The 16,926-nt window shown below is 65.4% G+C and carries 16 protein-coding genes; 9 read left to right on the plus strand and 7 right to left on the minus strand.

Features of this window, described 5'->3' with window-relative positions; genetic code table 11:
• The first annotated feature begins 34 nt into the window (after nucleotides 1-34).
• Nucleotides 35-2,584, plus strand: coding sequence for a caspase family protein (locus NKJ64_RS19430; protein ID WP_352463165.1), 2,550 nt, complete (start codon nucleotides 35-37; stop codon nucleotides 2,582-2,584).
• A gap of 14 nt (nucleotides 2,585-2,598) precedes the next feature.
• Nucleotides 2,599-2,904: a hypothetical protein gene (locus NKJ64_RS19435; RefSeq protein ID WP_023824457.1), complete on the plus strand. Its 306-nt coding sequence runs from the start codon at nucleotides 2,599-2,601 to the stop codon at nucleotides 2,902-2,904.
• A gap of 24 nt (nucleotides 2,905-2,928) precedes the next feature.
• Here the strand turns inward: NKJ64_RS19435 and NKJ64_RS19440 are convergent, their stop codons facing one another.
• Nucleotides 2,929-3,291, minus strand: coding sequence for a hypothetical protein (locus NKJ64_RS19440; protein WP_023824456.1), 363 nt, complete (start codon nucleotides 3,289-3,291; stop codon nucleotides 2,929-2,931).
• A gap of 134 nt (nucleotides 3,292-3,425) precedes the next feature.
• On the opposite strand from NKJ64_RS19440, the gene NKJ64_RS19445 reads away from it, so the two are divergent.
• Nucleotides 3,426-5,522 (plus strand): alpha/beta fold hydrolase, encoded by a 2,097-nt coding sequence (locus tag NKJ64_RS19445; RefSeq protein ID WP_352463166.1) that lies wholly within the window; start codon nucleotides 3,426-3,428, stop codon nucleotides 5,520-5,522.
• A 9-nt stretch (nucleotides 5,523-5,531) separates the two neighbouring features.
• On the opposite strand, the gene NKJ64_RS19450 is transcribed toward NKJ64_RS19445, so the two are convergent.
• Nucleotides 5,532-6,149, minus strand: a complete 618-nt coding sequence (locus NKJ64_RS19450; RefSeq protein WP_032886693.1) for a TetR/AcrR family transcriptional regulator — start codon at nucleotides 6,147-6,149, stop codon at nucleotides 5,532-5,534.
• A 434-nt stretch (nucleotides 6,150-6,583) separates the two neighbouring features.
• Between NKJ64_RS19450 and NKJ64_RS19455 the strand changes: the two genes are divergently transcribed.
• From NKJ64_RS19455 to NKJ64_RS19465, 3 genes are read left to right on the plus strand one after another with little or no spacing between them, the layout of a single operon-like run.
• A complete protein-coding gene (locus tag NKJ64_RS19455; RefSeq protein ID WP_023819094.1) occupies nucleotides 6,584-7,063 on the plus strand; it encodes a (2Fe-2S)-binding protein in 480 nt (159 codons plus the stop codon).
• Nucleotides 7,060-8,043 (plus strand): FAD binding domain-containing protein, encoded by a 984-nt coding sequence (locus NKJ64_RS19460; protein ID WP_023754626.1) that lies wholly within the window; start codon nucleotides 7,060-7,062, stop codon nucleotides 8,041-8,043. Before NKJ64_RS19455 ends, NKJ64_RS19460 begins: the two co-directional genes overlap by 4 nt.
• Complete coding sequence (locus tag NKJ64_RS19465) at nucleotides 8,040-10,340, plus strand: xanthine dehydrogenase family protein molybdopterin-binding subunit (RefSeq protein WP_352463167.1); 2,301 nt, start codon at nucleotides 8,040-8,042, stop codon at nucleotides 10,338-10,340. Before NKJ64_RS19460 ends, NKJ64_RS19465 begins: the two co-directional genes overlap by 4 nt.
• Nucleotides 10,341-10,524: 184 nt before the next feature.
• On the opposite strand, the gene NKJ64_RS19470 is transcribed toward NKJ64_RS19465, so the two are convergent.
• Both NKJ64_RS19470 and NKJ64_RS19475 read right to left on the minus strand, forming a co-directional pair.
• Complete coding sequence (locus tag NKJ64_RS19470; RefSeq protein WP_502902878.1) at nucleotides 10,525-11,340, minus strand: zinc-dependent alcohol dehydrogenase family protein; 816 nt, start codon at nucleotides 11,338-11,340, stop codon at nucleotides 10,525-10,527.
• Entirely contained in the window at nucleotides 11,240-11,536 is a 297-nt protein-coding gene (locus NKJ64_RS19475; RefSeq protein ID WP_352463169.1) for an alcohol dehydrogenase catalytic domain-containing protein, read from the minus strand. The genes NKJ64_RS19470 and NKJ64_RS19475 overlap by 101 nt, the downstream gene beginning before the upstream one ends.
• A 106-nt stretch (nucleotides 11,537-11,642) precedes the next feature.
• On the opposite strand from NKJ64_RS19475, the gene NKJ64_RS19480 reads away from it, so the two are divergent.
• Both NKJ64_RS19480 and NKJ64_RS19485 read left to right on the plus strand, forming a co-directional pair.
• A complete protein-coding gene (locus NKJ64_RS19480; RefSeq protein ID WP_023828781.1) occupies nucleotides 11,643-12,590 on the plus strand; it encodes a LysR family transcriptional regulator in 948 nt (315 codons plus the stop codon).
• A 92-nt stretch (nucleotides 12,591-12,682) separates the two neighbouring features.
• Nucleotides 12,683-13,183: a hypothetical protein gene (locus NKJ64_RS19485; RefSeq protein WP_245260094.1), complete on the plus strand. Its 501-nt coding sequence runs from the start codon at nucleotides 12,683-12,685 to the stop codon at nucleotides 13,181-13,183.
• 140 nt (nucleotides 13,184-13,323) lie between these two features.
• Here the strand turns inward: NKJ64_RS19485 and NKJ64_RS19490 are convergent, their stop codons facing one another.
• From NKJ64_RS19490 to NKJ64_RS19500, 3 genes are read right to left on the minus strand one after another with little or no spacing between them, the layout of a single operon-like run.
• The gene (locus NKJ64_RS19490) at nucleotides 13,324-14,214 is read right to left on the minus strand and encodes a ribokinase (RefSeq protein WP_023814860.1); all 891 of its coding nucleotides are present in this window, start codon (nucleotides 14,212-14,214) and stop codon (nucleotides 13,324-13,326) included.
• The gene (locus NKJ64_RS19495; RefSeq protein WP_023672510.1) at nucleotides 14,211-15,086 is read right to left on the minus strand and encodes a MurR/RpiR family transcriptional regulator; all 876 of its coding nucleotides are present in this window, start codon (nucleotides 15,084-15,086) and stop codon (nucleotides 14,211-14,213) included. Before NKJ64_RS19495 ends, NKJ64_RS19490 begins: the two co-directional genes overlap by 4 nt.
• Nucleotides 15,077-16,084: a TIM barrel protein gene (locus NKJ64_RS19500; protein WP_352463170.1), complete on the minus strand. Its 1,008-nt coding sequence runs from the start codon at nucleotides 16,082-16,084 to the stop codon at nucleotides 15,077-15,079. Before NKJ64_RS19500 ends, NKJ64_RS19495 begins: the two co-directional genes overlap by 10 nt.
• A gap of 238 nt (nucleotides 16,085-16,322) precedes the next feature.
• Here NKJ64_RS19500 and NKJ64_RS19505 point away from each other — a divergent pair, with 238 nt between their 5' ends.
• Entirely contained in the window at nucleotides 16,323-16,925 is a 603-nt protein-coding gene (locus NKJ64_RS19505; protein WP_023688982.1) for a CDP-alcohol phosphatidyltransferase family protein, read from the plus strand.
• Nucleotide 16,926: the final 1 nt, after the last annotated feature.

Raw genomic sequence — 16,926 nt, forward strand, 5'->3', positions numbered from 1 at the left:
TCGTCGGCGTCAGGCCGCGACCAGGAGTTTTGTCATGCTCCGACTTTGCGGATTCATCGCGGCCTTCATCCTTGCCGGCCTCACAAGCTTCGAGGCCTGCGCCGATCGAAGGGTCGCGCTTGTCATCGGCAATTCCGAATACCGCAACATCCCGGCATTGAAGAACCCGGCCAAGGATGCCCAGGACGTATCGGCCACGTTCCGGCTGGCGGGCTTCGAGGTTTTCGTCGCCGAGAATCTCACCAAGCAGCAGTTCGAAGGCCAGTTCCGGGACTATCTGGCCGCCGCCGACGGCGCCGATCTCGCCGTCGTCTACTATTCCGGGCACGGCTTTCAGATCGGCGGCGAGAATTTCCTGATACCGGTCGACGCCTCGTTGAAGAAGGCGGCCGATATCGAGGTCCAGGCCATCAAGCTCAACGACGTGCTGGAGCAGCTGCGCTCGAAGTCGAAGATCCAGGTGATCATCCTCGATGCCTGCCGCAACAATCCCTTCCCGCGCAACAATTACTGGCTGCGCGACCAGCTTGTCACCGCCGGCAATACCGGGCTGGCGCAGGTGCGAAGCTCGCTCAACACGCTGATTGCCTTCGCCACCGAACCAGGTGCGGTCGCCTATGACGGCAGCGGCGACCTGAGCCCGTTTTCATCGGCGTTTTCGCGGCGCGCGCTGGCGCCGAACCAGGAGATCCGCACGGTCATGTCAGCGGTGCGCCGCGATGTCGTGCAGGCCACCAACGGGATGCAGGTGCCCTGGGAAAATTCGTCGCTGATCGATGACGTGGTGCTGGTGCGCCGCAACAACCGGCCTTCGCTGCCGCCAGTGCTGGAGAAGGTGGTGCTGTCGGGGGTCGGTCCTGTCGCTCTCGGCCTGCCGGAGCCGGTCGATGTCGATGGCGGCGCTATCAGCGTCAGCATCGAACGTCCGCCAGCAATGGGCCGTCTGGTGCTGGACGGCAAAGACGTCGCGGTGGGCGAACCGATCGCCGGCAAGGACCTGCCGCGCCTGCAAATGGATGTCCCCAAAGGGGCCGCCACGCAGGACGAGGTGGATATGCTTGCCTATGCCACGCATGACAACTGGGGCGGCGGAAGCCAGGGCATATTGGTGTTCCGCGTCAAGAGCGGCGAAGGTGCGGCGGGTCAGCAGATCATGGCTTCGCTCGAGGCCGAGCAGAAGCAGCAGGTGCTGGAGCGCGGCATCCACATCACCGGCGCTGCCGAAGCAATCGAGAACCGCAAGCTTGATATTCCCGTCGGCGTCGGCCCGGTCGCGCTCAATCTGGATTTCCCCACCGACGATCCGGCGGTCAGCCTGAAGGTCTCGGGGTATCCGGCAACGGGAACGCTGTCATTGCCTGATCGAACCTTGTCGCCGCAATCCAGCCTTCTGGCCGGTGAAGTCGACCATCTCCGTTACGAGCCGCAGATCGGCGCCGGCGCGCCGGTCGAGGTCGGCTTCGAAATCCGCGCCGACAGCAGCTCCGCCAAGCCGGCGACGATGAAACTGTCGCCGACGGTCGAGGCTTGCGACACCGCCGCCGGCGAGCCTCTCGACCTGCAAGGCGTGGTGCCCGGCCTGCTGCCGAACGAGATCGGCGCCGGTGCGGTGGCAGCCTGCGAGGCGGCGGTGAAAACCTATCCAGACGTCGCCCGCTTCCAATACGAGCTCGGCCGCGCGCTGCTTGCGGCAGGCCAGGTTAGAGAGGCCAGGACAGCCATCGAGGAGGCCGCCAAGAAAGGCCATGTCCGCGCCGTCTTCGAACTCGGCTATCTCAACGCAACCGGAACCGGAACGGCCATCGACCGCACCCAGGCCAACGCTCTCTACAAGGCTGCCGCAGACAAGGGCGATCCTTACGGCATGACCTCGTGGGGACGCGCGCTGTTCAATGGCTATGGCGTCAACCGCGATACGGCCAAGGGCCTCGACCTGCTGCTCAAGGCGGCGGCCATGGGGCACACCTATGCCATGAACGATCTTGCCGCCATCTTCACCGAGGGCCGCAACGGCGTGCCTGCCGATCCGGCCCGCGCCGTCGCCTTCCTGCAAGCGGGGGTGCAGCGCCAGGACATGTATTCGATGAACCTGCTCGGCCGCAATTACCTCGCCGGCCAAGGCATCGACAAGGATCCGAAGACGGCGCAGGCGCTGTTCCAGCAGGCCACCGATCTTGGCCAGCCCTACGCGCCCGGCAGCCTCGCCCGCATGTACAGGGATGGCGCCGGTGTGCGCCAGGACCCGGCGGAAGCGCAAAGGCTGTTCGAACTGGCGACCACGCGCGGCGATCCGTCGAGCGCCTATGATCGCGCGGCGCTCGAAATGGCGAAAGGCGACAAGGCCGATCAGGCTGTCGCGGTGCGCTTCCTGGCATTCGCCGTCGCGCTCGATCTGCGCAAGGAGCTGCCGGACGCCAAAAAGGGCCTGGCGCAGTTCGGCACCAAGCCGAAAACGGCAGCTTTGGACGCCCTGCGTCGAGAGCTCAAGTCGAAGATCCCCCCGTCCGGTTCGCTGGACACGCAACTGGTCAATGCGGCCCGGGGGGTCTGGGAAGAAGCCAATCCGCGTCGGGATTTGTTCTGAACAATAAGGAGGCCATGGTGGGCAAGGCATTCAAGCAGACATTCGGGCAGGCATTCATCGGGATAATTCTATCCGGCGTTCTGGCCGGGCTCATGGGCTGCACCTCGGTATCGCCGATGTTTGAGCCGGCACCGCCGGCGAAACACCGCAAGGTGGTTCGCGTAGCACCTCAGCCAAAGGTGGTCAGATACAACAAGGCGACCACCGGCAAAGTGATCAAGCCGGCGGAAGAGACCCCGCAAAAGCCGCCCGTGATTCCTTCTCTCGGCGGCAGCGGAGGCGGCGGTGGGGCTGGCGGCGGCGGCGGCGGTTGGGGATGAGATCGTCGACCAAGGGCGCTGCACTCAGCGGCCCCAAAGGTTCTTGCTAAGATCCGCATGAGCCTTGGACAACGTCAAGCCGAAATCGTCCATCCCTGTCGCGGCATCGGTTGGCCAGCGGACAATTCGGCGCAGCGCTGCACGGAAAAGGCAGCGGACGAACGCTGCCAGTGCAGAGGCCACGACCGCCGCCGGATCGAGTCTGCGAGCCGCCAATGCCCGATGGGCCTGTTGTGTTTCGAGATAGCGGGCCAGCGCAATATCGTGACGCGATGGTGCGCCAAGCTCCTGCCGGTCGCGCCCGGGGTCGTCATGCCAGATGGGCCACTCGGTCGGGCCAGGGTGATGCACGGTATCCTCCTGCGAAAAGAGATCCAGTGCGAACAATCTCCTCAAGCGCCGTGAGCAACGCGTGGGAACCTGCGTGATGGAATCGTGAAAAGCGCCTCGGCGGCGGAATAAGTGTTGAAATGGAGTGAGCTTGAGCGGATCGTCGTCGCGCTGTGACCGTGGCGGATCCGATGACCGGACCTTATCTTCACCTGCTGGGTGGTTTCGACTTTGCCGGCGTCGGGGCCACGGTTCCAGCCATCAGCCGCAAGGCGCGTGCGATGGTCGCCTATCTCGCGCTGCAGTCGGGGCATTCGCAGTCGCGCGAGAAGCTGGCGACCCTGCTCTGGGGCATCAACAGCGAGGCGCAGGCGCGAATGAGCCTGCGGCAAGCGGTATCGTCTGTCAGGAAGGCCATGCAGACGTGCGGCGGCGGCCGCTTCCTCACCGATGGCAACAGCGTCGCTCTGCATCTCGACGGCCTTGATTTCGACGTCGCGCGGTTCGAGGCGCTGGTCGCCAGCCCGGCACCCGAAGACCTCGAACTGGCGCTCAATGTCTACCGCGGCGACCTGCTCGACGGCTTCGGCCTGAAGGAGGAGCCATTCGAGGACTGGCTGAGGATCGAACGCGAGCGGCTGCGGGCACTGGCCGTCGCGGCGCTCGACAGGCTCGTCGCGCATTATGCAGCGACGAACGATCCTGCCGCATGCGTGCGCGCGGCGGCGCGCCTGCTGGCCATGGACCCGTTGAGGGAGGATGTCCACCGTGCCCTGATGCGCGCCTATGCGGCGCAAGGCAGGACCAATCTCGCGCTGAAGCAATATGAGCACTGCCGCACCGCGCTTCTACGCGATCTCAAGCTGCAGCCGGAGCCGGAGACGCGGCAATTGTTCGAGACGCTGCGCACACGCCGCACAATGGCGCCGGCACGGCCACCCACGACTGATGCGGATGACGCTACCGGCTTCAGCCACGAACTCGCGCCCCCCCCGACCCACTATGTCAAATCGGCCGGGATCAACATCGCGTATCAGGTGACCGGCGACGGTCCGGTCGACCTGATCCATGTGCCGGGATGGGTCTCCAACCTCGACCACGCCTGGGGCTCGCCGCGGCTTTCGCATGTGCACCGGCGGCTCGGCACTTTCTCGCGCCTAATCCGCATGGACAAGCGCGGCACCGGGCTCTCGGACCGCAATGTCGGTCTGCCGACCCTGGAAGAGCGGATGGAAGATGTGCGGGCAGTGCTGGATGCGGTTGGCTCGAAGCGCACGGTGCTTTTCGGCAGCTCCGAGGGCGGCCCGATGTGCATGCTGTTCGCGGCGACCTATCCCGAGCGCACAGCGGCACTCGTGCTCAATGGGGCCTACGCCCGCGGCAGGTGGTCACAAGACTATCCGTGGGCGAAGACAAGCGAGCAGGTGGAAGAGGATCTGGCGATCGTCGAGAAAGAATGGGGAGCGGCGGCGGATATGAGCAACGCGGCGCCCAGTCTGATGAGCGACACGTTCGAGACAGAATGGTTCGCCGCCTATCTCAGGAATTCTGCCTCGCCCGCCGACGCGATCGCCCTGTGGCGCTGGGGAGCCGAAATCGATGTTCGCGACATTCTGCCTGCTGTCCATGTTCCGACACTGATCATGCAGACGACTGGCGACGGCTGGGTGAAGCGGGAAGAAGGACGTTACCTGGCGACGCACATCGAGGGCGCCCGATACATTGAGTTCGCCGGCCGCGACCACGTCATCTGGGGCGAGAATTCCGATCGGATCGTCGACGAGATCCAGGCTTTCGTCACCGGCGCCTTGCCGGCGGCCCCAGGCGAACGGCTGCTTGTGTCGGTGCTGTCCCTCGACATGACGGGTTCGCCTTTCGGCATCGACCCGGCCGAGCGGCACGCCGAAGCGCTCCGTGGCGAACTCCTCGCGGCCGAAGGCAGAGAGATCAGCCGATCGGACGGCAAGGTGCTCGCGGTGTTCCAGCGGCCAACGCGGTCGATCCAGTGCGCGATCGCCATCCGCGATCGCTTGCGGCAATCCGGTGTCGAGGTCCGCTCGGCGGTGCATATCGGCGAGTGCGAGCAGCGGGGCCATCAATTTTCAGGCGCGGCGATCGAACTGTCATCGCGTCTGCTTGACCATGCGCGGCCGGGCGAAATCATCGCATCAAGGACGGTGCGCGATCTCGTGGTCGGCTCCGGCCTGCGGTTCGAGGAGCGTGGCGAAATGGCGGCAAGCGGGCTGCCCGGCGCGTTTCGGTTCTATGCGGTCGATGGTTCGGCTTGAGCCGCTAGGTCACCTCTTCCCTGCCCCGAACCGCAGCCCGTCCATCAGCAGCTTGACCAGCCGGCGCGAGCGGTCGCGCCAGTCCTTGGTGTCGGGGGCCGAGTAGATGCCGCCGAGTGCGTGCAGCACATCGGAGGCGTCGACGTCGCTGCGGATCGAGCCTTCGGCCACCGCCGCCTCGACCAGTTGCCGCAAGGCCAGCGACACCCGGCCCGACATGTCGGAGAACACGGCGGAATTGGTGTTGAACAGGATGCGCAGGCTGGCCGCAAGGCCGCGCTTGGTGGCGATGTAGTCGACGAAGCGCTGCATCCACTGTTCCAGCGCCACATCGGCCGAATGGTGGCTGGCGAGATCATCGGCCGCCGCGCAGAGCGCCTCGACTTCACGCCGATAGACCACCTCGACCAGATGCTCGCGGGTTGGAAAATGCCGGTAGAGCGTGCCGATGCCGACGCCCGCCTGGCGCGCGATCTCCTCCAGCGAGGCATCGACGCCGTGCTCGGCAAAGGCCGCTGCCGCAACCTCGACCAGCCGGTCGCGGTTGCGCTGCGCATCGGCGCGCAGCGGCCTTGGCGCTGCGGCTTCGCGCCTCTCGTCGGCAATTGCTTGCGACTGCTCGGTCAATTTTTTCTCCACTGTCGAAATATGGGGGCTTGAACCCAAACGGGTAAGCCCCCAACTGAATAAACGGAGGCGCCTCCGTTTTAGTGGAGCAGCCTCATCATATAATCAGGGGAGCCGGTATGTCACGTGTTGAGATTGTGAAGACTGAAGCATCCCCTGCCCGCTGGAGAGTCGGGGCGGCAGAGCTGCCAATCTCCCCACTCGTGGGGGAGATGTCCGGCAGGACAGAGGGAGCGCTGTCCCGCCGACCAACACCCGCTTGGAAAGGTCTATTTCGACGCATGTAAATCGGGAACGTCGCATTCCTTCGCGCCCCCCTCTGCCCTGCCGGGCATCTCCCCCACAAGGGGGGAGATTAGGCGCACCGCCCTTGCCCTCTCCTACCCGGACGCCATTTCATTCCCCTGGCGTCAAGCAACTGGAGCCAGACGCCCATGACCAGCCAGACCACCATCCATCTCATCATCAACGGGCACGACCATGAACTGCAGATCGAGCCGCGCGTCACGCTGCTCGATACGTTGCGTGATCGCCTCGACCTGACCGGCACCAAGAAGGGTTGCGACCAGGGCCAGTGCGGCGCCTGCACGGTGCATGTCGAGGGACAGCGCGTGCTCGCCTGCCTGACGCTTGCAGCTCAAGCCGAAGGCCGCGAGATCACCACCATCGAAGGATTGGCCGGCGACGACGGCACGCTCAACGCAGTTCAGGCTGCTTTCCTCGACCAGGATGCTTTCCAGTGCGGTTACTGCACGCCGGGACAGATCATGTCGGCGGTGGCGTGCATCCGCGAGGGCCATGCCGGCTCGGATGACGAGATCCGCGAATACATGGCCGGCAATCTGTGCCGCTGCGGCGCCTATCCGCACATCGTTGCCGCCGTACGCCAGGCGGCACTGGAGGTCGCGTCATGAGGGATTTTTCCTACGTTCGCGCCGATAGCATCGATGCCGCACGCCAAGCTGCCGCCCTGCCCGGGGCCATGCTGCTTGCCGGCGGTACGACGCTGGTCGATCTCGCCAAATGCGGCGTGGCCGAACCCGACAGCCTGGTCGACATCACCCATCTCAAAGGGCTCGACGCCATCAAGGTCGACGCTGACAGTGCCATGATCGGCGCGCTGGCCAAGATGAGCCACGTCGCCGACCATGCCGAGATCAAGAGCCGCTTCCCCGCGGTCTCGGAAGCGCTGTGGCAGGCGGCCTCCGCGCAACTCCGCAACATGGCGACCATCGGCGGCAATCTCATGCAGCGCACGCGCTGCCCCTATTTCCGCGATCCCGCGAATTTTCCCGCTTGCAACAAGCGCTCGCCCGGCACCGGCTGCTCGGCAATCGGTGGCGTCACCCGCGGCCATGCCGTGCTCGGCACCAGCGACGCCTGCATCGCCATGTATCCCGGTGACCTCGCCACCGCGCTGGTCGCCTTCGACGCCGTGGTTCATCTTGGCGAACGCCAGGTTGCCGTCGACGACTTCTTTCTCCTGCCCGGCGCCACGCCCGACAGGGAACATGCCATCCAACCGGGCGAGATGATCACCGCCATCAGCATACCGGCTTCCGGCACGGCCCGGCGTTCGACCTATCTCAAGATCCGCGACCGGCAGTCGTATGAGTTCGCGGCTGCAAGTGCCGCAGTCGGCATCGACTTCGAAGCCGATGGCCGCACCATTCGCGACCTGCGCGTCGCGCTGGGCGGCGTCGCGACGAAGCCGTGGCGGGCGCACGCCGTGGAAGCGGCGTTGAAGGGCAAGGTGCTCAGCGAAGACAGGGTGCGGGCAGCCAGCTTGCTCGCCGTGGAAGGGGCCATCGGCCACGGCGCCAACCACTACAAGATCGAACTGGCGCCGCGCGTCGTCGCCCGCGCCATCCTCAAGACGGGAGCCATGGCATGACCATTCACGACCCCAGGACACGGCACGGCGACGCTTCGGACGGCACTGCCGATCAGGTTGGCGGGCGGCTGTCGCGCGTCGACGGCCCGGCCAAGATTACCGGTGCGGCAAAATACGCCGTCGAGCACCAGCTCGACGGGCTAACCTACGGCGTTCTGGTCGAAAGCACGATCGCGTCAGGCAAGGTGCGCTCGATCGACACGTCAGCCGCGGAGGCGGCACCTGGTGTGCTCAAGGTGCTGACGCCGGACACCATCATGCCGCTGAAGACTGCATCGGACTGGTTCGGCACGCCGCCGCCGGACAAACCCTACTGCCCGCTGGCGCGCGACATCACCTTTTCGGGCCAGCATGTCGCCGCGGTCATCGCGGAGACTTTCGAGCAGGCCGTCGCGGCAGCGGCGATGGTCAAGGTCAGCTATGACGAGACGCCGGCCATCGTCGACCTCAGCGACGCCAAGGCCGGCGACGGCATTCCGATCGCCGCCATGACCAAGGAATGGGGCGATGCGCAGGCCGCTTTCGCCGCTGCCCCGGTGCGCGTCTGCGGCGCCTATAACACGCCGCGCGAATACCAGGCGCCGATGGAGCCGCATGGCCTCATCGCGCGCTGGGAGGGCGACCGGCTGACCGTGTGGGAACCGAGCCAGTGGCTCGACGGCATGGCCCGCACCTATGCCGAATGGTTCGGCGTGCCGTTCGAAAATGTACGGCTGGTCTCGCCTTATATCGGTGGCGGCTTCGGCTCCAAGGCATTGGCGCTCGGCCATGGCGCGGTGGCGGCTGCCGCAGCAAAAATGCTGGGACGGCCCGCGAGGGTGGTGATGACGCGGCCGCAGACTTTTACCGGCTATGGCGGCCGCGCCGCGACCCGCCAGACGGTGACGATCGGCGCCGACCGTGACGGAAAGATCCAGTCGATCGTGCATCGCGGCGTCAACGAAACATCCATAGACGGAATGTGGGTCGAGCCGTTGGGCGTCGTCACCTCGATCATGTATGCGACGCCCAACTTCTCCTCGAAGCAGAATGTCGTGCGGGTGAATTCGGTGGTGCCCGGCGCCATGCGCGCGCCGGGCGAAAACCCTAGCGCCTTCGGCATCGAAAGCGCCATTGACGAGCTCGCCTACGAGGTCGGCATCGATCCGCTGGAGATCCGGCTGAGGAATTACGCCGAGCAGGATCCGCACGCAAAAAAGGCTTGGTCGACGCGGCAGTTGCGCGAGGCTTTCGCGGCTGGCGCCGAACGCTTCGGCTGGGCCCAGCGCACGTCCAAACCGCGTTCGATGCGCGACGGCAACCAGCTGATCGGCTGGGGCGTCGCCGCCGGCACCTATCCGGTACGGCGCGCTTACGGCGAGGCCATCGTGCGTATCCTTGCCAACGGCTCGGTCGAGGTCGAAAGCTCCTCGATCGACATGGGCCAGGGCACCTACACGATCCTGGCGCAGACGGCGGCCGAAACGGTCGGCGTGGCGGCCGACCATGTCGTCGTGAAGCTCGGCGATTCCCGGTATCCCCGCGCCGGCGTGGCCGGCGGGTCGCGGCTGGCCGGCGTGATGACGGGCGCGGTCTACAAGGCGGCGACATCGGCGCTCGATCAGCTTGTCGGACTGGCGATCAGCGATCCGCGCTCGCCCTTCCACGCGCTCCAGGCCAACACGCTGGTCGTCGCCAATGGCCGCATCAGGTCGCCGCGCGGCGATGGTCCCGATGTCTCGATCGCCGACCTGCTGGCCAGCGTCGGCCGCGACCGCATCGAGGCCACCGGCGACACCATGCCGGCGAACTCGACCGCCGAGGATCGCTACAAGAACTACACCACCATCGCGGCGGCACTGCCGCACACCGAGGGCGACTATTCGCGCCACTCCTGGTGCGCGCATTTCATCGAGGTGCGCGTCGACGAGGATTTCGGCACCGTGCGCGTGTCGCGCGTGGTGTCGGCGCTGGATTCCGGCCGGCTCTACAACCCGAAACTCGCGGAGAGCCAGTGGAAGGGCGGCATCATCATGGGCATCGGCCAGGCGCTGCTGGAAGAAGGCATTGTCGACCGCAGGCATGGCCGCATCGTCAACAACAATCTCGGCGACTATCTGGTGCCGACCAATGCCGACATCCCCGATATCGAGGTCATCTCGGTCGGCGTTCCCGACCTGCACTCTTCGGTGCTCGGCGGCAAGGGTGTCGGCGAACTGGCCATCGTCGGCGTAGCGCCGGCGATCGCCAATGCGGTGTTCCATGCGACGGGAAAAAGAGTGCGGGACTTGCCGATCACGCTGGAGAAGTTGATCTAGGAAGCGGCGTGCGTAATCTCCCCCCTCGAGGGGGAGATGTCGCCGAAGGCGACAGAGGGGGTCGCCTCTCGTAGAGCGCCAACCTCCTTCCGCCGCAGTAGGTCGAGCCCGGTCGGACCGACCCCCTCTGCCCTGCCGGGCATCTCCCCCTCAAGGAGGGAGATTGGCAGCTCGCGCGCCTCGGTTACCAGTCGAGCTTGAACGCAAGCTTGCCGAAATGCTGCCCGCCCGCCGCCATGTGCGCGTAGGCTTCGGCCGCCTGCTCCTGGCTAAACACCTTGTCGACGACCGGGTCGATGCGGGCGGCGGCGATGGCGCGGACGGCGGCGCGAAGGTCAGATACCGACCCGGTGTTGTTGCCGACCACCTTCAGCGCCTTGATGATGATCGGCAGCAGGTCGACCGTGGCCTCGGCGCCGGTGACGAAACCGATGGTGAACAGCGTGCCGCCAGGCGCGGTGGCGTTGACGGCGCGGGCGAAGGTGGCGGTGCCGGCGGTCTCGACGACGAGGTCGGCGCCGAGGCCGCCGGTCAGTTCCAGCACCTTGCCGTCCCAGTCGGGCGTCGCGCGGTAGTTGATGAGATGATCGGCGCCGAGCGCCTTCGCCCGCCCCAGCTTCTCGTCCGACGAAGAAGTGATGATGACGGTGGCACCGGCGGCTTTCGCCAGCTGCAGGGTGAAGATGGAGACGCCGCCGGTGCCGAGCAGCACGACGACCGAGCCCGGCCCGACATCGGCGGCGCAGACCGCGTTCCAGGCGGTGGTCGCGGCGATCGGCAGTGTCGACGCCGCCTCGAAGGAGAGACGAGCCGGTACCGGCACGAGCGAGTTGGCCGGCAGCGCGACATATTCGGCGAGCGACCCCGGCAGCGAAATTCCGCGCATCTGTGTCATCTCGTTAGGCCGGGGCGGACCGCCGATCCAGCGCGGCTTGGCATGGGCAACGACGCGATCGCCGACGGCGAAATCCGTAACGCCCTCCCCCAGGCGCGACGATATCGCCGGCGCCGTCGGCGACGGGAATGAGCGGAAAGCCGGGCACGCGATAATTGCCGCTGGCCACCGCCACATCGACGAAATTCAGGCTCGCGGCGCGCTGGCGGATCAGCACTTCGCCGCGCTGCGGTTCAAGCGTGGCAATGGTGGTGGCGCGAAAGGCGTCCAGTTTGGCGGCCGTCAGTTCGATGGCTTTCATGGCTCACGCATTCCTGTTTAAGGGGTCAATCGTCAGGATTGAGTGAAGCTATCTGCTGCGCTACAAGCAGATAATCCGGAATTTTTACATTTGAGTCCTGTGCTTTATGCAGCAATCACACGACCCCGCCAGCCTTGCCGAAATGGCCGCCTTTGCGGCCATCACCGAAGCGCGCTCCTTCACCAAGGCAGCGTTGCGCGTTGGGCGCGACTCGACGGTTCTGTCACGCCGCCTGCAATCGCTGGAGGAGCGGCTCGGCGTGCGGCTGCTGCACCGGACCACCCGAAGCGTGTCGTTGACGGAGGCCGGAGCGGAGTTCCTGGTGCGTGTCCGCGCCATCCTGGCCTCGGTAGACGAAGCTGAGGCTGCTGCTTCCGCGCATGCCAGCGGGGCTCCGCGGGGCTTGCTGCGGCTGGCGCTGCCGGGAACCTTTGGCCGTATGTGGATCGGGCCGCTGCTGCCGCAATTTCTAGCGACGTTCCCGGATGTCAGCATCGAGGCCGAGTTCTCCAACCGGTTCGTCGATCTCGTTGCAGAGAACTTCGATGTCGCCGTCCGTCTCGGCGCGCTGGAGGACTCGCGCCTGGTGGCGCGCAAGATCGCGACACGGCGGCGGTTGCTGTGCGCTGCTCCCTCCTACCTCGCCCGCCGGGGCACGCCGGAAGCGCCGGAAGCGCTCACAGAACACGCCTGCCTCGGCTTCTCCGGCTTCCAGACCTTTCCAACCTGGGAGATGACCGACAGTTCGGGACGCCGCGTCAACGTCGACGTCTCGGGGCCGATGGTGTGCGACGATGCCGAGGTGCTGGTCGAAGCCGCGGTGCAAGGCCTCGGCCTGATGATGAGCACCGACTGGCTTGTCGGACGCGAACTCGCCGACGGACGGCTGGTGCCGGTGCTGGCGGACTGGACGCTGGCCGACGAAGGCGCGGTCTATGTCGTCATGCCCTCGGCCAAGGGACAAGCCGCCAAGACACGCGCCTTCGCCGACTGGATCGGCAAGCGCTTCGCGCCGGAGCCGCCCTGGACGTCGAGGCCGGTCTCAAAGGCTTGATCAATGGGGCGGGCCGGGGCTAAGACGGCATGCCGCTGTCGCGAGGCATTTTGTCCTGTATGATCTCGTTGAATGTAGCTTGGGAGGGGATCATGCAAAGTGCATTGGCGAAGTTCATGATGGCAGGTTCCGTTCTGGCCGCGCTGCAAGCCGCGCAGCCGGCTTTTGCCGCGTCCTGCAACTGGAGCGCCAAGATGGAAGAAGACGAAGGCGGCAGCGTGCTGACGGCTTCGGTGTGCGGCGGACCGAAGGCCGATGCGCATCTGATGCTCGTCTGTTTCGACAAGCCGGTGCTGAGCTACGATCTGGGTGCGGCCGGCCAGCAGCTGGAACCCGGCATCAGCGCTTCCTTCACCTTCAAGGGCGGTGACAAGAGCGTGACCAAAAAGCTCGACCTCGAGGCCATGTATAATTACTTCACGGCTGAGCTGAGCAAAGACGATCCACTGCTCGGCCTGTTGCGCAGCAAGGGCGACGTCACGGTTACGGCCGACAAATATGGCGAGAACAGCTTTCCGCTGACGGGCTCGAGCGCTGCGATCGGTAAGGTGCTGGCGCAGTGCGGCAAAAGTTCGGCCGGCGAAGCGGACTGAAGCTCCCTACTTTCGACCACGCCGCTTGGTCCCGCGCCTCCATCAGGGCAAAGCCAAGCAGGTTCTCGCCGCGCCCGGTTTGCCGTTTCGCTCATCGACGGGGGCACGGGTTTGGAGGCGGCAATATGCGGCCTGAGTTTTCAACGCGAGCTGCGCTTTCCCTCCGGTGTCGCCACCAGCGAGGCGGCGGCGGCATTGGCCGTGGCGATCGCCGCTTCCATCGGATGGCCACGGGCGAGGCCTGCCGCGAAGGCGCCGACGAATTCGTCGCCGGCGCCATGGGTGCTGACGACTTTTACCGGAATGGCCGCCAGCGCGAAGGCCGCGCCGATCCGGTCGCAATAGGCGACGCCTTCGCCGCCGGCGGTGACGATCGCCGAGGGGTAGGTATCGATCAGCCGCCGCGCGGCTTCGGTTGCGCCGGCGAGCGTATCGACGACCGGAACGCCGGCCAAAAATTCCGCTTCGATGGCGTTGACGATGACGATGTCTATCAGCGCGGTCAATTCGGCCGACAGTGTTCGCGCCGGTGCGGCGTTGAGCACGACGCGGCCGCCGGATGCCTTCACCGCGCGCGCGGCAGCGATGTTTGCGGCGTCGGGCACTTCGTTTTGCAGCAACAGCACTGCCGTCTGTACCACCACCTCCCTTGCTGCCACGACGTCATCATCGTCCAGCGTGAGATTGCTGCCGGAGACGATCACCGCACCATAGTCGCCATCGCTGTCGAAGATCGCCACGCTCATGCCGGAGCCTGCGCCTGCCGCCACGCGCACGAAGCGGCGATCGACGCCGGCGCGATCTAGATTGGCCAGCAGCGCCGTGCCGAAATCGTCGTCGCCGACGGCGCCGATCATCGCCGCACGCACGCCGGCGCGTGCCGCCGAGACCGCCTGGTTGCCGCCCTTGCCACCGCATTTCGGCTGCCAGGCATGGCCGGTCACCGTCTCGCCCTTGCGTGGACGGTCGGGCGCGTCGACCATGATGTCGTAGTGCAGGCTGCCGAAGACGGTGACCAGCGGAACCGTCATGTGCCCCGGTCTTTTCGTTTCGAGGTGACGGCCGACATGGTGCGGCCGAGATTGCGCTCCGCCGCCTGATAGTCGCGCTGCGCCACCGCCACGAACAAAGCGTCGAGGATGTTGAGCTGCGCGATGCGCGCCGCCGCGTTTTCGCCCATCAGCGGCGAGCCTTGCGCGGTCGAGCACAGCACGATGTCGGCAATCTGGGCCAGCGGCGAGTTGTCGTAGTTGGTGATGGCCAGCGTGCGGGCGCCGCTCTTGCGGGCTAGATGGATGGCGTCGATGACGGCCGACGTGTTGCCGGAATGCGAGAAGCCGACGGCGATGTCGTCGGCGCCGAGGAGCGAGGCCGACATCAGCATCATGTGCGAGTCGTCATAGACAGACGCGCGGATGCCGATGCGCAGGAATTTGTGCGAGACATCGCGGGCGATCTGGGCGGAGCCGCCGACGCCATAGAAATCGCGGTTCCTGGCGCGGTAGAGCAGATCGGCGGCACGGTCGAAATCGTCCATGTCGAGGATCGCGAGCGTCTCCTCCAGCGCCTGGATCGAGGTGCGGAACACTTTCTGCACGATCTCGGCCGAGCTGTCGTCGACCGACAGTTCCTGGTGCATCTCGGCGGTCGGGAGGCGGCTGTATTCATAGACGGCGGTGCGGAAGTCGCGGTAGCCGGAGAAGCCGAGTTTCTTGGCGATCTTGACCACCATCGCCTCCGACACGCCGGCCTCCTCGGCGATCTGCTTGAGCGGAATGGTCTCGTCGAAACCGCGCCGGCCGAAGACGGTTTCCACCACCTTGGCCTCAAGCGGGGTGAGATGCGGCATCATCATGCGGATGCGCGGCCCCACGGCTTTCAGATCGAGATTGCTCAACGTGATCCACGTCCCCTCGTCTCCGGCCCGAGCATGGCTTCCTGGACGATAGCCTGCGACGTCACGGCGTCCTGGCTGGCCATCGCGGCGGACAGGCGGTTATCCTTCTCCAGCCGGTCGACAACGCGCAGCAGGCGCTTGACGGTGGCGATGTTGACTTCGCATTCGCGCACCGGATCGAGCCCGGTCATGTCGGGGAAAGTGTCGAAGTAGATGGCGCCGGCGTAGCCGTCGCGACGGATCTGGCACAGCAGTTCGATGGTCTGCAGCGTGTGCACCGCGCCGACCATCAGGCCGTCGTCGCGCTTGGCATAGCCATCGTTGAGATGGACGCCGAGCAGCTTGCTGTGGCGAGCGATCAGCGCCGCGGCGAAGGCCGGCTGTTCGTCGGCATAGAGCACATGGGCGAAATCGAGCGTCACGCCGAGATTGGGTAGGCCGACCTCGCGGATCGCCAGCAAGGTGGTCGCCGCATCCGGCATCAGCGAGTAGGAGCGCGGTTCGTTAGGCTTGTACTCCAGGCTGATCTGGCAGCCGGGATCATGCGCGGCAACTTCACGAATCCCCTCGATTTCGTGCTGCCAGAGCGTCGCATAGTCAGTTTGAAATGCATAGTCGAAGCCATCCTGGCCCAGCCACAGCGTCATCAGACTGGCGCCGGCCGCGCGCACCGCATCGATACCGGCCTTGGTCAAGTCGATGGCTTCGCGGCGCACCGCCGGGTCCGGATTGGTGAAGGCGCCGAGCTTGAAGGCCGGATTGGAGTAGTAACGCATGGCAAAGCCATTGATGGAAAGCCCGAAATCGCCGAGCTTTCGGGCGATTTCAGCCGGCTTTTCACTGACATGATCGGGGAAATTAAGATCAAGATCGGTCAACCCGTCGACCTTGGCCGCGCGAGTGGCCATCTGCAGCATGGACGGCTTGCCGGTGAGATCAGGCCATTCGGCTTGCGGCCGCGAGGCGAAGGAATTCAGGCGGGTGGCGAAGCGACTGTTTGTCATGATCGACCTTTCAGTGATTTACTTCACATAAATACGAGTATTTGTAAAGTTATCATTTGCGAGGCGGTTTGTAGCGCGCAACATCCTGCTTGGCCGAGATCTTCGGCTGCGCCTCTGCATCCATGCCGGGAGTTTCGAGTCCCGCAACGGTGCGGATGCTGGTGCGAGCCCTTGCGCCCTGCCTGCCGATTGACCAATCTGGCCGACACTGTCATGAGCCGCGGTTGGGGGATCGCACATGCCAACGCTTTATCAACTGAAACCGGCCTTTCAGGCCAGGCTGCGGCCGTTGGCCGACCGGCTGGCCGATGCCGGCGTCACCGCCAACCAGATCACGCTTCTCGCCGCAGCACTGTCCATCGCCACAGGCCTGGTGGTCACTGCCTTTGCCTTCCGTCCCCTGGTGTTCCTGTTGATGCCGGTGGTGCTGTTTGTGCGCATGGCGCTCAACGCCATTGACGGGATGCTGGCCAGGGAACATGGACAAGCATCAAAACTCGGCATGTATCTCAACGAACTCTGCGACGTCGTCTCGGACCTAGCGCTGATCCTGGCCTTTGCCACCTTGTTCCCGGCCTGGGGTGTCGTCGCCTTCGCTATTACCGCCATGCTGGTCGAGTTCGCCGGCGTGCTTGGCGTTGCCGCAGGCAGCGGGCGCAACTATGCCGGGCCGTTCGGCAAGAGCGACCGGGCCCTGGCGCTCGGCGTCATCGCCTTCCTCATCGCCTGCGGCCTGTGGTTCCAAGCGATTGTGCCCTTTGTGTTTCCGGTCATGGCTACACTGTCAGTCGTAACCGCCATCAACCGGATACGCGGCGGCCTTAGAGCGGGCGGCGCATGAT

Source organism: Mesorhizobium sp. M0062 (genome assembly GCF_040323125.1).
Classification (GTDB): domain Bacteria; phylum Pseudomonadota; class Alphaproteobacteria; order Rhizobiales; family Rhizobiaceae; genus Mesorhizobium.

Excerpts from the sequence above, each read along its gene's own strand:
- NKJ64_RS19430 (WP_352463165.1), top strand. The coding sequence starts at position 35 with ATGCTCCGACTTTGCGGATTCATCGCGGCCTTCATCCTTGCCGGCCTC.
- NKJ64_RS19490 (WP_023814860.1), bottom strand. The coding sequence starts at position 14,214 with ATGACGGTTCCGCTGGTCACCGTCTTCGGCAGCCTGCACTACGACATC.
- NKJ64_RS19475 (WP_352463169.1), bottom strand. The coding sequence starts at position 11,536 with ATGAAAGCCATCGAACTGACGGCCGCCAAACTGGACGCCTTTCGCGCC.
- NKJ64_RS19500 (WP_352463170.1), bottom strand. The coding sequence starts at position 16,084 with ATGACAAACAGTCGCTTCGCCACCCGCCTGAATTCCTTCGCCTCGCGG.
- NKJ64_RS19505 (WP_023688982.1), top strand. The coding sequence starts at position 16,323 with ATGCCAACGCTTTATCAACTGAAACCGGCCTTTCAGGCCAGGCTGCGG.
- NKJ64_RS19435 (WP_023824457.1), top strand. The coding sequence starts at position 2,599 with ATGGTGGGCAAGGCATTCAAGCAGACATTCGGGCAGGCATTCATCGGG.
- NKJ64_RS19485 (WP_245260094.1), top strand. The coding sequence starts at position 12,683 with ATGCAAAGTGCATTGGCGAAGTTCATGATGGCAGGTTCCGTTCTGGCC.
- NKJ64_RS19480 (WP_023828781.1), top strand. The coding sequence starts at position 11,643 with ATGCAGCAATCACACGACCCCGCCAGCCTTGCCGAAATGGCCGCCTTT.
- NKJ64_RS19455 (WP_023819094.1), top strand. The coding sequence starts at position 6,584 with ATGACCAGCCAGACCACCATCCATCTCATCATCAACGGGCACGACCAT.
- NKJ64_RS19460 (WP_023754626.1), top strand. The coding sequence starts at position 7,060 with ATGAGGGATTTTTCCTACGTTCGCGCCGATAGCATCGATGCCGCACGC.
- NKJ64_RS19465 (WP_352463167.1), top strand. The coding sequence starts at position 8,040 with ATGACCATTCACGACCCCAGGACACGGCACGGCGACGCTTCGGACGGC.
- NKJ64_RS19445 (WP_352463166.1), top strand. The coding sequence starts at position 3,426 with ATGACCGGACCTTATCTTCACCTGCTGGGTGGTTTCGACTTTGCCGGC.